Origin of the sequence: Kitasatospora sp. NPDC127111, from assembly GCF_042677465.1 — a bacterium.
In the GTDB taxonomy this organism is placed as follows: Bacteria; Actinomycetota; Actinomycetes; order Streptomycetales; family Streptomycetaceae; genus Kitasatospora.
This window is the reverse complement of the sequence record NZ_JBHXTG010000032.1, coordinates 34828-48244: the sequence shown is the minus strand read 5'-3', so window position 1 is coordinate 48244 and position 13417 is coordinate 34828. Positions and strand designations below refer to the sequence as shown.

Here is a 13417-nt window from a genome sequence, read left to right as displayed (position 1 = left end):
AACGGGAGGGACCGGGTGGACGGGAACGGCGGGGCGCGGGCGGTGCGCGTGGTGATCGCGGACGACGAGCGGCTGGTGCGGACGGGCCTGCGGGTGGTGATCGAGGCCGAGCCGGACCTGACCGTGGTCGGCGAGGCCGCCGACGGCGCCGAGGTGGTGCCGCTGGTGCGCGAGCTGCGGCCGGACGTGGTGCTGATGGACGTCCGGATGCCCGGCATCGACGGCATCCGGGCCACCGAGCAGCTGGTCGGCGGGATGGCCGACCCGCCGCGGATCCTGGTGGTGACCACCTTCGAGCACGACGACCACGTGTACGACGCGCTGCGCGCCGGTGCCGCCGGGTTCCTGCTGAAGCGGGCCAGCGCGGAGGAGATGGTCCAGGCGGTGCGGCTGGTCGCGCGCGGGGACTCGCTGCTCTTCCCCGCCGCGGTGCGCGAGCTCGCCCTGCGGCACGCCCCGGCCGGCCGGCGCCCGGCGGCGCCCGTGTCGGGGCCGGTCGGGCGGCTCACCGAGCGGGAGGGCCAGGTGCTGCGGCTGATGGCCGCCGGGCTGAACAACGGCGAGATCGCCGGGCGGCTGGTGGTCAGTCAGGAGACGGTCAAGACGCACGTCGGCAGCGTGCTGGCCAAGCTGGGCGCCCGGGACCGCACCCAGGCGGTGATCGCCGCCTACGAGTCGGGTTTCGTGCTGCCCGGGTAGCTTTCTTTCACCCGGGGGCTACCAGCGAGTAGAGTGCGGGATTCCCGTCCCGTACCGCCCGATACCTCCCGTATCGCCTGCAAGAACTGGTGGCCGCATGTCAGTCCGGACCAGCCCCGCGCTCTGGTGGCGCACGGGCATCGTGCTCTCGGCGGGCCTCGGCCTGACCCTCCAGGCCGCGCCGCTGGTCTACTTCACCATCCAGAGCAACGTGATCGTGCTCGGCTACTTCATCGGCGCCGTGTACTGGATGATCAAGCGCGGCACCGTGGACGCGCCCGCGCCCCGGCTGCGCGGCGCCGCCACGCTGTACATCCTGATCACCGGGCTGGTGTCGCACATCCTGCTGCAGCACGGCGCCAACCCGCTGCCCGGGCTGGTCGACGGACCGGACAAGCTGGCCCACTGGTCGTCGTTCTTCCTGCACTACGTCACCCCGGTGATGGTGATCATCGACTGGCTGACGCTGAAGCCGCGCAACGCCTCCGCGTGGCGGGACATCCCGCTCTGGCTGGCCTTCCCGCTCGGCTACGCGGCGATCGTGCTGGCCCGCAACGCGCTGTTCTCGGACTACCCGACGCCGTACCCCTACTTCTTCTTCGACCCGACGACCAAGGGCTACGGCTACGTCTGGGGCCAGATCGGCCTGCTGACCGTCGAGTTCGTCGTCCTCGCGGCCACCGTGGTCGGCCTGGACCGGCTCGGCACCCTGGTCGCGGGCCGGCTCCGGCCGGCCTCCGAGCCCACCGGGGCCTGACCGCCCCGCGCCTCCCCGCGCAGCGCCGCACCGCGCCGCACGGCCCCGTGCACCGGTGCGACCCGTTGTGACGCGCTGGGACTCGCCGGACCACCGCCGCGGCGGCCGGTCAGATCCGCCAGGAGCGGATCCGGTCGGCCGCCGCGAACACGTCCGCCCTGGCCTCGGCGATGTCCCGGGCCAGCTCGACCAGGGCACCGTACGGCGGGTCGATGCCCTCCTTGGCCGCGTGCATGTAGGCGGCCGTGGTCATGCACGCGAACAGGTTGTTGCGCACCGGCAGCGGCCGCAGCAGCACGATCGTGTGCATCAGGGTGGCCGCGCACCAGGCCGGGTCGGCGTCGTGGCCCAGCTGCGCGGTGTTGACCCGGTGCCGCGCGACGGCCGCCTGGAGCGCCGAGTAGTCCCGCACGCTGAGGTCCTCCGGCCACGCCTGCTCCTGCACGTCGAGCAGCCAGCGCAGGTCGACGCGCAGCGGCATCACCCCCGCACCTCCGCGCTCACGCGGCGGGCGCGTCCTCCGGGAAGGCGGCGTCGAACTCCTCCCGGTACGCCTTCCAGAACGCCACCGCGTGGTCGACGAAGTCCCGCCGCTGCTGCTCCCGGACGCTCAGGTCGTGGACGTACGCCTTGACGCTCTTGCCGTCGGCGGCGGCGGCCTCGCGGATGGCGGCGAGTTCGTGCTCCGTGTACTCGATGTTGAGCGCAGGCATGGCGCCGATGGTACTGGAGGGTAGGGGAGTTGGGTACCGGATCGGCACCGCCCGCCCGGCCGGGCTCCCCCGGCCGGGCCCCCGCCGCCTGGCCTCTCGCCGGGCCCGACCGCCGGCCGCTACCTCGGCTCCACCACCCGCAGTTCGCCGTCCAGCTCCAGCCAGCGGGTGAGCCCGAGGCCGCGCAGGAACGGCAGGTCGTGGCTGACCACGATCAGCGCGCCCTGGTAGGCGGCGAGCGCCTGGGTGAGCTGGCGGACGCTGGCGAGGTCCAGGTTGTTGGTCGGCTCGTCGAGCAGCAGGAGCTGCGGCGGCGGGTCGGCCAGCAGCAGGGCGGCCAGGGTGGCCCGGAACCGCTCGCCGCCGGACAGGGTCGCGGCGGGCTGGTCGGCCCGGCCGCCCCGGAACAGGAAGCGGGCCAGCCGGGCCCGGATCGCGTTGTCCCCGGCGTTCGGCGCGAACCGCTTGACGTTCCCCGCGACGGTGAGGCCGTCGTCCAGCAGGTCGAGCCGCTGGGGCAGGTACCGCAGCGGCACCGGGGTGGTGACCTCGCCCTCCAGCGGGCTGAGTTCGCCCGCGATGGTGCGCAGCAGGGTCGTCTTCCCGGAGCCGTTGCGGCCGACCAGGGCGACCCGCTCGGCGCCGCGCAGGTCGAGGTCGGCCGTGGTGCCGTAGGGCAGCCGGACCTTCTGCAGGGTGAGCACCGTCCGGCCGGCCGGCACGGCGGTGCGCGGCAGGTCGATCCGGATCTCGGCGTCGTCGCGGACGGCCTCCTCGGCGGCGGTGAGCCGCTGCTTGGCCTCCTTCAGCCGCTCGGTGTGCATGCCCTGGAGCCGGCCCGCCGTCTCCTGGCCCTGGCGTTTCAGCTTGCCGCGGAAGATGTGCGGGTCGTTGCGGGTGATCGAGCGCTGCTTGCCGTAGCTGGCACTGCGCTCCAGCCGGGTGCGGGCCTCGACCAAGTCCCGCTTCTGGCGCTGGACGTCGGCCTCGGCGTTGCGCAGCAGCCGCTCGGCCGTCTCCTGCTGGGCGGCGAGGGTCTGCTCGTAGGCGGCGAAGTTCCCCCCGTACCAGGTGACCTGGCCGTCCCGGAGGTCGGCGATCTGGTCGACGTGCTGGAGCAGTTCGCGGTCGTGACTGACGATCAGCATCACGCCGCTCCAGCCGGCCACCGTCTCGTAGAGCCGCTCGCGGGCGGCCCGGTCGAGGTTGTTGGTGGGCTCGTCGAGCAGCAGGACGTCGGGCCGGCGCAGCAGCAGGGCGGCCAGCCGGAGCAGGACGGCCTCGCCGCCGGAGAGCTCGCCGGTGGTGCGGTCGAGGCCGAGCCGCTGCAGGCCGAGCCGGTCGAGGGTGGCACGGGCGCGCTCCTCGACGTCCCAGTCGTCGCCGACGGCGTCGAAGTGCTCCTGGGCGGTGTCGCCGGACTCGATGGCGTGCAGCGCCTCGCGGGCGGCCCGGACGCCGAGTGCCTCGTCCACCCTCAGGGAGGTGTCGAGGGTGAGCCCCTGCGGCAGGTGGCCGAGCTCCCCGGCGACCTTGACGCTGCCGGCGGTGGGCGTGAGCTCCCCGGCGACCAGGCGCAGCAGGGTGGACTTCCCGGCCCCGTTGAGCCCGATCAGCCCCGTGCGGCCGGGGCCGACGGCGAGCTGGAAGCCGTTGAGGACCGTCCGGCCGTCGGGCCATTCGAAGCCGAGGTCGGTGCAGAGGACGGAGGTGCTGGGTTGTGCCATGGGTGGCCTCCCGGTGGTTGCCTGCGGTCTGGGTGCGACACGGGAGACACCGCGGGTGCGTGGGGAACCCGGACAGGGGGCCGGGGGCCGTCACGGGGACGGGCGCCGGGCCGGCTCACCACTGAGGTCGCGCACTCGCACATTCACGCATCGCGGACGGCAGGGCTGCAGGGCAGCGCTGCGCCGCGGCGGGGCGGTGTCTCGGGACCTCAGTAGAGCAACGGCCTTCTCCTGTTCTGGCGGGTGGCACGGATCACGCTACGGAGGCCGTCCGGCACCCGCAACCGGTTTTCCCTGCGCGCACCGGGTGCCGATCACGTGCCGATCCGGTGACGCAGGTGCCGATCCGGTGACAGCCGTGTCCCGGTCCGGGGTGGATGTAAGGGCGCCTTTATCCGCATGGCAGACTCCTCCTCTGCCATACCCGTGGTCCGGGCCGTCCCGGACGGATGGCGTTGATCCACAGGGGGAATTGAACTCATGTCACCGATATCCCGGACGACTCGTGCCGCGCTGGGCGCCTCCGTCGTCGCGCTGACGATGGTGGTCGCGACGGCGTGCGGGCCGGAGAACGACGATCCGGCCGGGGCGCAGACCGCGGCCCCGACCGCCGCCGCGACCACGCCGGGCAAGCCGGGCGCCGCCCCGATCAAGCTCCCGACCGCCGAGGAGCTGAAGACCTGGAAGTTCGAGGACTGGGACAAGTGGGCCCAGCAGAACGTCATCACCCCGGCGGTCAAGGGGTTCTGGGACCTGAAGAAGATCCTCGAGGCGAAGCCGTCGAAGCCGAAGCCGCCCGCCCAGCCCACCGGCCAGCCGACGGCCCAGCCGACGAGTGCGGCGCCCGCCCAGCCGACGCAGCCGCCCGCGCAGCCCACCGCGCAGCCGCCGGCGGGTGACAACGGCAACGACCCGCTGCCCAAGGTCGTCGAGGCCAAGGCCGTCCCGCACCCGTTCGCCAAGAACTTCCACGTCAACGGGAAGATCTTCAGCCAGCACGAGGACGGCAACTACTACGAGTGCTCCGGCACCGTCGTCTCGGACCCGGCGCACCCCGGCAAGAGCAACCTGGTGTGGACCGCCAGCCACTGCGTGCACGGCGGCAAGGGCGCCGGCTACTACAAGAACCTGATGTTCGCCCCCGCGTTCAACAGCAACGGCGTGCTCAGCGGCGGCAAGCAGGCGACGCTGGCGCAGGCCGAGCCCTACGGCGAGTGGAGCATGACGGACGCGATCGCCTCCCCGCAGTGGCCGGCCGAGGCCGACCACAAGACGGGCGGCCCGTGGAGCCAGTACGACTTCGCGATCGTCCGGGTGGAGAACCCCAACGGCGGTGACAAGTCGCTGGAGGAGACGGTGGGGGGCTCCGTCCCGGTCTGGTTCAACGCCCCGCGCGACCAGCTGACCGCCGTCAGCGACTACGGCTACCCGGCCGACGCGCCGTTCGACGGCATGGAGCTCGAGCACTGCGACGGCGGCAAGCCGGTCCGCCTCTCCATGGACGTGAAGCGCCCGCCGATGCTCACCATCGGCTGCAACATGACCCCGGGTGACAGCGGGGGCGGCTGGTTCGCCACCAAGGACGGCAAGCAGGTCCTGGTCAGCGACGTCTCGATCGGTGACGGCACCTGGGAGGCCGGCCCGTACCTGGACGACGTGGCGGCGAAGGCCATGGACTACTTCTCCAAGAAGAAGAAGTAGTCCCCCGTACAAGTCACCCACACTCAGGGGGAATTGCTCCGATGTCACCGATATCCCGTACGACCCGCGCCGCGCTCGGCGCCTCCGTCGTCGCGCTGACGATGGTCGTCGCGACCGCCTGCGGGCCGGAGAACGAGGACCCGGCCGGGGCGCAGACCGCGGCCCCGACCGCCGCCGCGACCACGCCGGGCAAGCCGGGCGCCGCCCCGCTCAAGCTCCCGACGGTCGAGGAGCTGAAGGCCTGGAAGTTCGAGGACTGGGACAAGTGGGCCCAGCAGAACGTCATCACCCCGGCGGTGAAGGGCTACTGGACGCTCCAGAAGATCCTGAACGCCAAGCCGAAGCCGATGCCGCAGCCGCCGCAGGACCCGACGCAGCCGCCCGCGCAGCCCACCGCCCCGGCCACCGCCCCGGCCCCGGCGCAGCCCACCCCGGCCCAGCCGCCGGCCGGCGGCGACCAGATCCCGAGCGTCATCCCGGCGAAGCCCGCGCAGCACCCGTTCGCGAAGAACCTGCACGTCAACGGCAAGATCTTCTTCAAGGACGGCAACGAGGACTACGTGTGCTCCGGCACCGTCGTCACCGACCCGGCCAACCCCGGCAAGAGCAACCTGGTGTGGACCGCCAGCCACTGCCTGCACGGCGGCAAGGGCAACAAGTACTACACCGACATCACCTTCGCCCCGGCCTACAACAGCAACGGCCTGCTGAGCGGCGGCAAGCAGGCCAACGAGGCCGACGCCGAGCCGTACGGCGAATGGGGCGCGGTCGCCGGCATGGTCTCGCCGCAGTGGACGGCCGAGGCCGACCCGGAGCACGGCGGCCCGTGGAGCCAGTACGACTTCGGCATCATCAAGGTGGCCAACCCCAGCGGCAACGGCAAGTCGCTGGAGGAGACCGTCGGCGGTGCCGTCCCGATCTGGTTCAACGCCCCGCGCGAGCAGCTCGGCAACGTCAGCAACTACGGCTACCCGGCGGGCAAGCCGTTCAACGGCGTCGAGCTGGACCACTGCGACAGCGGCCAGCCGTCGAGGAAGACGGGCGACCCGAGCCGCCCGGCGATGCTGGTGATCGGCTGCAACATGACCGGCGGCAGCAGCGGCGGCGGCTGGTTCGCCACCAAGGACGGCAAGCAGGTCCTGGTCAGCGACACCTCGATCGGCAACGGCGCCAACACCTACGAGGCCGGCCCGTACCTGGAGGACGTCGCCTCGAAGATGTACGACTACTTCTCGAAGAAGTCCAAGTGACCGGAAGGGTCCGAGTGACCCCCTGAGGTCACCGCGCGGCGGGGGGGCCCCGGCGCCCCCCCCCGCGCCCAGCGGCCCCGGCCTTCGGCGCGCGCGGGGCGGTGGCCTCCGGCTCAGCCGGCCGGGATGATCCGGGCGACCAGGGTGTCGACGAGTGCGGTGGGGGCGTCCAGGAGCTCGGGCAGCGTGAGGTGTTCGAGCAGCAGGCCGGTCATCGCGAGGTAGAGGACGACCACGGTGTCGCGGTCGCCGGGGAGGCCCTCGCCGAGGTGGTAGGCGATGTTGGCGTCCAGCTGCTCGCGGAGGGTGCGGGTGAGCTCGGTGCGCAGTTCGGGGCGGCGGGTGGCCTCCAGGCGCAGTTCGAGCAGGGCGAGGTAGCCGGAGCGGTGGGCCTCGATGCGCCGGAGCAGATCCTGCAGCAGGGCGGCGACCAGGGCCCGGTCGCGCGGGGCGCGCAGCAGGCCGGCGATCACCTCGGGGTCGGGGGTGAGGTGGTGGTGGACCCGGCCGGCGACCTGGTGGAGCACGTCGTCGCGGTTGGCGAAGTAGTTGGAGGCGGTGCCGGCCGGGACGCCGGCCCGGACGTCGACGGCGCGGAAGGTGAGGCCGCGGGCGCCCTCACCTGCGAGGACCTCGATGGCGGCGTCGATGAGCGCCGCTCGGCGGGCGGGATTCTGGGCCATCTCTGATTCTCCTTCAGAAAACTCTGGCAACCACTACGGCCGGAGTACTATAACTGGAGTGGTTCGAATGGCAGGCCGAATCCCAGCAGTCACGACACCAAGGACATGGATGCGCAAGCTCAGCTACTTCATCGCCGGCACCATCGACGGCTTCATCGCCGCGCCGGACGGCGCCTTCGACTTCTTCTTCCCCTACGTCACGGGCGAGTTCCTCCCCTACATGTCCGACGCGTTCGCGGACACCATCCCCGCCCTGGGCCGGACCGCCATGGGCCTGGACGGCACGCCCAACAAGCGCTACGACACCGTGCTGATGGGCCGGTCCACCTACGAGCCGGGCATCGCCATCGGCATGACCAGCCCCTACCCCCACCTGCGGCAGATCGTCTTCTCCCGCTCGCTCACCGAGAGCCCGGACCCGGCCGTCGAGGTCACCGCCGAGGACCCGCTGGCGGTGGTCCGCCGGCTCAAGCAGGAGGACGGGCTCGACATCTGGCTCTGCGGCGGCGGCGCGCTCGCCGGGCAGCTGCTGCCGGAGATCGACGAACTGATCGTCAAGCTCAACCCGATCGTGGCCGGCTCCGGCGTCCCGATGTTCTCGGCCGACTTCGGCCTGCGCGCCTTCGACCTGGTCGGGAGCCGGAGCTTCGACACCGGCACCGTGGTCCTCAGCTACGCGCGGTCGACCCTGGCGACGGGCGGGGAGCTCGGGCCGGACGGGATGCCGCTCGCCACGACGAGCTGACCGCCGGGCGGGCGCCCGCGCCCACCGCGGCCCTCAGCGCGCCTCGGCGTACAGCTCCTCGACCAGCCGCGCGACGACCTCCGGCTCGCGCAGCATCGGGTAGTGGTCGGAGGCCGCCATCCGGACCAGCCGGCAGCCGGGGATCCGGGCCGCGGTCTCCTCGTTGAAGCGCACGAGCCCCGGCCGGTCCAGCTCGCCCAGGGCCAGCACGGTGGGCACGGCGATCTCGCCGAGCCGGCCGAAGGCGGGCGGGTCGGGTTCCTGGTAGCCGACGTTGCCGAACCAGGCGGGCAGCACGGCCCTGAGGTGCGCGGCGGCGACCGGGTCGGCCTGCGGGGTGCCGCCGCCCGCCAGCCCCCAGAGTCCGAGCCCGAGCCGGACGATGCCCTCCAGGTCGCCGGCCTCGGCCAGCCGTCCCACCTCCCGGTACAGGTCGGACTCGTCGAGGCCGTCGTACCCGGTGACCGTGGGGACGAACAGCGCCAGGCCGGCCACCCGTTCCGGGGCGTCCAGCGTGAGGCTGACCGAGGCGGCCCCGCCCATGCTGGAGGCGACCAGGACCGCCCGTTCCAGCCCGAAGTGGTCGAGCACCGCGGCGAGGTCCCCGGCCGGGGAGTACGCGGCCGTGGGGGCGGGCGAGCGCCCGTAGCCGCGGGCGTCGTAGCGGATCACCCGGTACCGGCCGTCGAGCGACGCGAGCACCTGGTCCCAGATGGTCGAGTCGCCGACGCCCGGGTGGACCAGGACCAGCGGCAGCCCGTCCCCTCCCGAGTCCTCCGCCCAGAGTCCCCCGTCGCCGACCGGCACCATGGTTTCCATGGCGCCAGTCTGGGCGACCGGGCGGTCCGCCGCCACGGAGCCGCCCGGGTGCGTCAGCCGTTGGCCGGAAGGCGCCGGGCCAGGAACTGTTCGAAGGTGCCCTCTCCGACCGCCCGTTCGGGCGTCAGGTGGCCGCCCGCCCGCAGCGCGCGGTAGGCCCGGCCGGCCAGCCGCACGTTCAGCCGCGGGCGGCGCCGTCCGGTCGCGCGCAGGTAGGCGCGGGCCAGCTCGGAGAACGGGCGGACCTCGGGGCCGCCCATGTCCGGCACCCTCCCGGCCGGCGCCCCCGTCGCGAGCTCGGCCAGCCGGGCGGCGACCTCCGCCACCTCGATCGGCTGGTCGGCGACCCCGGCGGGCAGCAGCATGACCGGCAGCCTGGCCGAGGTCTGCAGGAGCCCCAGCACCAGGTCGTGGAACTGCGTCGTGCGCAGCACGGTCCAGGCGAGCCCGGACTCCTCGATCTGCCGCTCGACGGCGAGCTTGGCCCGGTAGTAGGCCAGCGGCACCCGGTCGATGCCGACGATCGAGATGTACACGAGATGCCGCACACCGGCCTCGCGGGCCGCCGCGATCAGGTGGCGGGCCGCCTGTTCGTCGCCGCCGCGCGGGGAGGAGGCGCAGTGCACGATCGTCTCGACACCCGCCACGGCCTCGGCCAGCCCGGTGCCCTCGCGCAGGTCCACGGCGTACGGCCGGGAGTGCCGGCTCAGCACCCGCACCTCGTGCCCGTCCGCGCGCAGCCGTTCGGTGACGAGCCGGCCGAGCGTGCCGGTGCCGCCGGTCACCAGGATCGTGGTCATCGCAGTCGTCCCTTCGGTGGGCGCGCTCCCCGCTGGAGCGCGCGTCACCCGCTGAGAACCGACGGGCCCCCGGTTTCGTGACAACGGCCCGGCGGCGGCCCGCGCGGTCCGCGTCACACCCCCGGCGCCGAGGCGGCGAACTGACGGCCCGCGAAGGCGAGCTTCTCCGGGTTCAGCACGACCCGCACCTCGGCGATGGCGCCGTCCCGGGCGTCGAAGGAGGCGACGGAGACCAGCTGCCCGCCCGCGTGCACCACCAGCGCCGCCGCACCGTTGACCTCGGCGACCGCGAAGTCCCAGCCGCCGCCGAACCGTTCGCTGGTGCCCAGCAGGAAGCGCAGCACCTTCTCCCGGCCGACGATGGGCCGCCGGGCCGCCGTGATCCTTCCGCCGCCGTCGCTCCACCAGACGATGTCCTGGGCGAGCAGCCGCTCCAGCCCGGCCAGGTCGCCCTCGCGCGCCGCCGTGACGAAGGACGCGACGAGCTCGCGCTGCTGTTCGGCCGCCGGGGTGAAGCGGGTCTCGGGCGTGGCCACCCGCCGGGCCGCCCGGCGGTACAGCTGCCGGCAGTTGGCCTCGGTCAGGTCGAGCACCCCGGCGATGTCGCGGTGGCTGTAGTCGAACGCCTCGCGCAGCACGTAGACCGCCCGTTCCGTCGGCGTGAGCCGCTCCAGCAGCACCAGCAGGGCCGTCGAGACGGCGTCCCGCTGCTCGGCGGACTCCAGGGGGCCGAGGGCGCCGTCCCGGGTGAACACCGGTTCCGGCAGCCACGGCCCGACGTACCGCTCGCGCTGCGCCCGGGCCGAGGTGAGCCGGTTGACGCACAGGTTGGTGACGACCTTGGCCAGCCAGGCCCCCGGGTGTTCGATCGACGCCCGAGGGGCGCCGCTCCAGCGCAGGTACGCGTCCTGCACCGCGTCCTCCGCCTCCTCGGCGGAGCCGAGCAGCCGGTAGGCCAGGCCGAACAGCCTGGGGCGGTGGACGGTGAACTCCTCGGCGCTCCCTGATGTCACGTCCTCAGCCTGCCAGAGGCCCGGGAGCCACCGGCCGCGCGGTCCCGGGAGCCGGGCGTCCGGGGCCCGTCCGGCGCTACAGGACCCGCCGCCAACCGCCGTCCGCCGGTCCCGTCGTGGGGGCCGGGCCGAAGTCGTACCGGACCCCGGCCGGCCCGAAGGCCAGCAGTGAGATCGAGGACGAGCCCCAGATCCGGCCGTCGCCGAACTCGCGGCGCTGGATCAGGGCCGCCGGGGCGTCCGGCGCCAGGCCGTCGCCGCAGACGATCGGCAGCCAGGCGCCCCACGCCCGCGCCACGTCCTCGGCGGCGCCCGGCCGCGGCTCCGGCCGGGCGGTGGCCCCGAAGCGGGCGCGGAAGTGGGCGGCCCGCGCGGCCATCAGCGAGCGGACCAGCTCCGAGGCGGTGCGGTCGGGGGCCGGCCCCTCCGGCCCGTCGTTGAGCACGACGCTCAGACCGGCGGGCAGGTCGAGCTCCCCCAGCCGACCGCCAACGCCGCCCCAACTCAGCACCCTGGCGCCGGCCGGGCCGGCCAGCACCAGGTGGAACGGGTCGTACCGGTCCAGGTCCAGGTGCCCGATCCCGCCGTCCCGCACGGCGATCAGCGGCAGTTCACCGCGCGAGAGCCGGGCGCCGGCCGGGGCCGGGGTGCCGAAACCGTTCAGCAGACAGGCCGCCACCGGCGCGTCCCCGGGCCCCGCGGCCGCTCCCGCGCCCGGCTCGACCGCCAGCCACGTCCCGCCGGCCGCGAGGTCCAGCCCGCCGACGGCCGTCGGGTGCCCGGGCCAGTGGTGGCCCGGCGGCGACCACCGCCGCCCGGCGTACTCGTCCCGGACCGACAGCAGCAGCACCGGCACCGCCGAGGACGGATCGATGCTGACGAACGCCGTACACACGCGCAGGGCCCCAGACCTCGCCGGACGGGTGGCCGCACGGCCGCCCTGCCGCCGATCCTCGCACGAACGTTCGCACATCGGGAGGGACGTGCCCTCCCCGTTCCGCCGCCGCCGTGCCACACTCGGGCAAGCCGCCACCGGCCCGCGGCACCGCCGACCCGACGTCCCCGAGTGGCCCACGATCTCCCCGCCCGAATGTGCCGGAGCGGCAGTCCACTCCCCGCCTAGGGTGGCCGCATGACGACGACCGAGAACGCCACCGTGCCCGCCCCCGAGCAGCGGATCTCGCTCCCCGACCTCGCCCCCGAGTTCTACCGGGCCATGGCCGGCCTGGAGCGCGCCTCGCGGAAGGGCGTCGACCCGGTGCTCGCCGAGCTGGTCAAGGTGCACGCCTCGATGCTCAACGGCTGTGCCTTCTGCATCGACATGCACTCCACCGACGCGCTGGAGAACGGCGAGCGGAACCACCGGCTGCTCTCCCTCCCGGCCTGGCGCGAGACCTCGTGGTTCACGGCGAAGGAGCGGGCCGCCCTCGCGCTGACCGAGTCGATCACCCTGCTGACCCGGGGGCACGTCCCGGACGCCGTCTACGACGAGGCCGCCGCGCAGTTCGAGCAGGCCGAGCTGGCGCAGCTGATCACCCTGATCATCACCATCAACGCCTGGAACCGGATCGGCGTGACCTCCCGCCTCAGCCCGGCCGTGAAGTAGAGGGGAACCGGCATGACACTGACCCAGCAGCAGGAGAAGGCCCGGACGCTGCGCGAACTCCACCGCCCCGGCGAGCCGTTGGTGCTCGCCAACGTCTGGGACGCGCTGGGTGCCCGGCTGGTCGCGGCGGCCGGGGCCCGGGCGATCGCCACGGCCAGCGCGAGCGTGTCCTGGACGCTCGGCAGCGCGGACGGCGACGCCGCCGACCGGGAGGAGGTGCTCGCCCAGACCGCGCTGATCGTGCGCTCGGTCGGGCTGCCGGTCACGGCGGACCTGGAGACCGGGTTCGGGGCCACCGCCGCCGAGGTCGGCGGGACGGTGGCGGCCCTGCTCGCGACCGGCGCCGTGGGCGTCAACCTGGAGGACGCGGCCCGGCCGGCCGACGAGGCCGCCGAGCGGATCGCGGCGGCCCGGGCGGCCGGGGACCGGGCCGGGGTCGACCTCTTCGTCAACGGCCGCACCGACGTCTTCCTCCGCGGGATCGGGGACCCGGCGGGCCGCCTGGACGAGGCGGTCCGGCGGCTGCGCGCGTACGTCGAGGCGGGAGCGGACGGGGTGTTCGTGCCCGGGGTGGAGGATCCGGAGACGATCGCGGCGCTGGTCGCGGCCGTCCCGGCGCCGCTGAACGTGCTGGCGGGCCCGGGCTCGCCGTCCGTGCCGGAGCTGGCGAAGCTGGGCGTGGCCCGGGTCAGCCTGGGGCCGGGCCTGGCCAAGGCGGCGTACGCGGCGGTGCGCCGGGCCGCCGAGGAGGTCTACACGGCGGGCACCTACACGGCGCTCGACGGCGGGCTCAGCTACCCGGAGCTGAACGCCCTCGCCGAGGGCTGAGCAGCCGGCCCGGGCACGTTCGGGGGTGCGCCCGGGCCGGTCGCCCGGTGCGTGGCGGACCGCTCGGCCGCCGGGC

The 13417-nt window shown here is 74.0% G+C and carries 15 protein-coding genes; 7 read left to right on the top strand and 8 right to left on the bottom strand.

Annotated features, from left to right (window positions below; genetic code table 11):
* Nucleotides 1-42: 42 nt before the first annotated feature.
* Both ACFVHB_RS20565 and ACFVHB_RS20560 read left to right on the top strand, forming a co-directional pair.
* The gene (locus tag ACFVHB_RS20565; protein WP_380323982.1) at nt 43-699 is read left to right on the top strand and encodes a response regulator; all 657 of its coding nucleotides are present in this window, start codon (nt 43-45) and stop codon (nt 697-699) included.
* A 97-nt stretch (nt 700-796) separates the two neighbouring features.
* Nucleotides 797-1456, top strand: coding sequence for a Pr6Pr family membrane protein (locus tag ACFVHB_RS20560; RefSeq protein WP_380323880.1), 660 nt, complete (start codon nt 797-799; stop codon nt 1454-1456).
* Between the two features lie 109 nt (nt 1457-1565).
* On the opposite strand, the gene ACFVHB_RS20555 is transcribed toward ACFVHB_RS20560, so the two are convergent.
* The 3 genes from ACFVHB_RS20555 to ACFVHB_RS20545 form a co-directional block, all read right to left on the bottom strand.
* Nucleotides 1566-1937, bottom strand: coding sequence for a toxin Doc (locus tag ACFVHB_RS20555; RefSeq protein WP_380323878.1), 372 nt, complete (start codon nt 1935-1937; stop codon nt 1566-1568).
* Nucleotides 1938-1956: 19 nt separating this feature from the next.
* A complete protein-coding gene (locus ACFVHB_RS20550) occupies nt 1957-2169 on the bottom strand; it encodes a hypothetical protein (RefSeq protein WP_380323876.1) in 213 nt (70 codons plus the stop codon).
* A gap of 119 nt (nt 2170-2288) precedes the next feature.
* Nucleotides 2289-3896: an ABC-F family ATP-binding cassette domain-containing protein gene (locus tag ACFVHB_RS20545; RefSeq protein ID WP_380323873.1), complete on the bottom strand. Its 1608-nt coding sequence runs from the start codon at nt 3894-3896 to the stop codon at nt 2289-2291.
* Nucleotides 3897-4376: 480 nt separating this feature from the next.
* Between ACFVHB_RS20545 and ACFVHB_RS20540 the strand changes: the two genes are divergently transcribed.
* Both ACFVHB_RS20540 and ACFVHB_RS20535 read left to right on the top strand, forming a co-directional pair.
* Nucleotides 4377-5597: a trypsin-like serine peptidase gene (locus ACFVHB_RS20540; RefSeq protein ID WP_380323870.1), complete on the top strand. Its 1221-nt coding sequence runs from the start codon at nt 4377-4379 to the stop codon at nt 5595-5597.
* 41 nt (nt 5598-5638) lie between these two features.
* Nucleotides 5639-6847: a trypsin-like serine peptidase gene (locus ACFVHB_RS20535; RefSeq protein ID WP_380323867.1), complete on the top strand. Its 1209-nt coding sequence runs from the start codon at nt 5639-5641 to the stop codon at nt 6845-6847.
* A gap of 113 nt (nt 6848-6960) precedes the next feature.
* Here the strand turns inward: ACFVHB_RS20535 and ACFVHB_RS20530 are convergent, their stop codons facing one another.
* Nucleotides 6961-7530 (bottom strand): TetR/AcrR family transcriptional regulator, encoded by a 570-nt coding sequence (locus ACFVHB_RS20530; RefSeq protein WP_380323865.1) that lies wholly within the window; start codon nt 7528-7530, stop codon nt 6961-6963.
* A 109-nt stretch (nt 7531-7639) separates the two neighbouring features.
* On the opposite strand from ACFVHB_RS20530, the gene ACFVHB_RS20525 reads away from it, so the two are divergent.
* Nucleotides 7640-8275: a dihydrofolate reductase family protein gene (locus ACFVHB_RS20525; RefSeq protein ID WP_380323862.1), complete on the top strand. Its 636-nt coding sequence runs from the start codon at nt 7640-7642 to the stop codon at nt 8273-8275.
* Nucleotides 8276-8308: 33 nt separating this feature from the next.
* On the opposite strand, the gene ACFVHB_RS20520 is transcribed toward ACFVHB_RS20525, so the two are convergent.
* The 4 genes from ACFVHB_RS20520 to ACFVHB_RS20505 form a co-directional block, all read right to left on the bottom strand.
* Nucleotides 8309-9094 carry an alpha/beta fold hydrolase gene (locus tag ACFVHB_RS20520; RefSeq protein WP_380323859.1) on the bottom strand — a complete coding sequence of 262 codons (786 nt, stop codon included), beginning with the start codon at nt 9092-9094 and terminating at the stop codon, nt 8309-8311.
* Nucleotides 9095-9147: 53 nt separating this feature from the next.
* The gene (locus ACFVHB_RS20515) at nt 9148-9894 is read right to left on the bottom strand and encodes an SDR family oxidoreductase (protein WP_380323856.1); all 747 of its coding nucleotides are present in this window, start codon (nt 9892-9894) and stop codon (nt 9148-9150) included.
* A gap of 113 nt (nt 9895-10007) precedes the next feature.
* Nucleotides 10008-10907, bottom strand: a complete 900-nt coding sequence (locus ACFVHB_RS20510) for an RNA polymerase sigma-70 factor (protein WP_380323853.1) — start codon at nt 10905-10907, stop codon at nt 10008-10010.
* A gap of 76 nt (nt 10908-10983) precedes the next feature.
* A complete protein-coding gene (locus ACFVHB_RS20505; RefSeq protein WP_380323850.1) occupies nt 10984-11802 on the bottom strand; it encodes an NRDE family protein in 819 nt (272 codons plus the stop codon).
* Between the two features lie 237 nt (nt 11803-12039).
* Here ACFVHB_RS20505 and ACFVHB_RS20500 point away from each other — a divergent pair, with 237 nt between their 5' ends.
* Together ACFVHB_RS20500 and ACFVHB_RS20495 are read left to right on the top strand one after the other, a co-directional pair.
* Complete coding sequence (locus ACFVHB_RS20500) at nt 12040-12513, top strand: carboxymuconolactone decarboxylase family protein (protein WP_380323847.1); 474 nt, start codon at nt 12040-12042, stop codon at nt 12511-12513.
* 12 nt (nt 12514-12525) lie between these two features.
* The gene (locus tag ACFVHB_RS20495) at nt 12526-13341 is read left to right on the top strand and encodes an isocitrate lyase/phosphoenolpyruvate mutase family protein (protein WP_380323844.1); all 816 of its coding nucleotides are present in this window, start codon (nt 12526-12528) and stop codon (nt 13339-13341) included.
* The last annotated feature ends 76 nt before the right edge of the window (nt 13342-13417 follow it).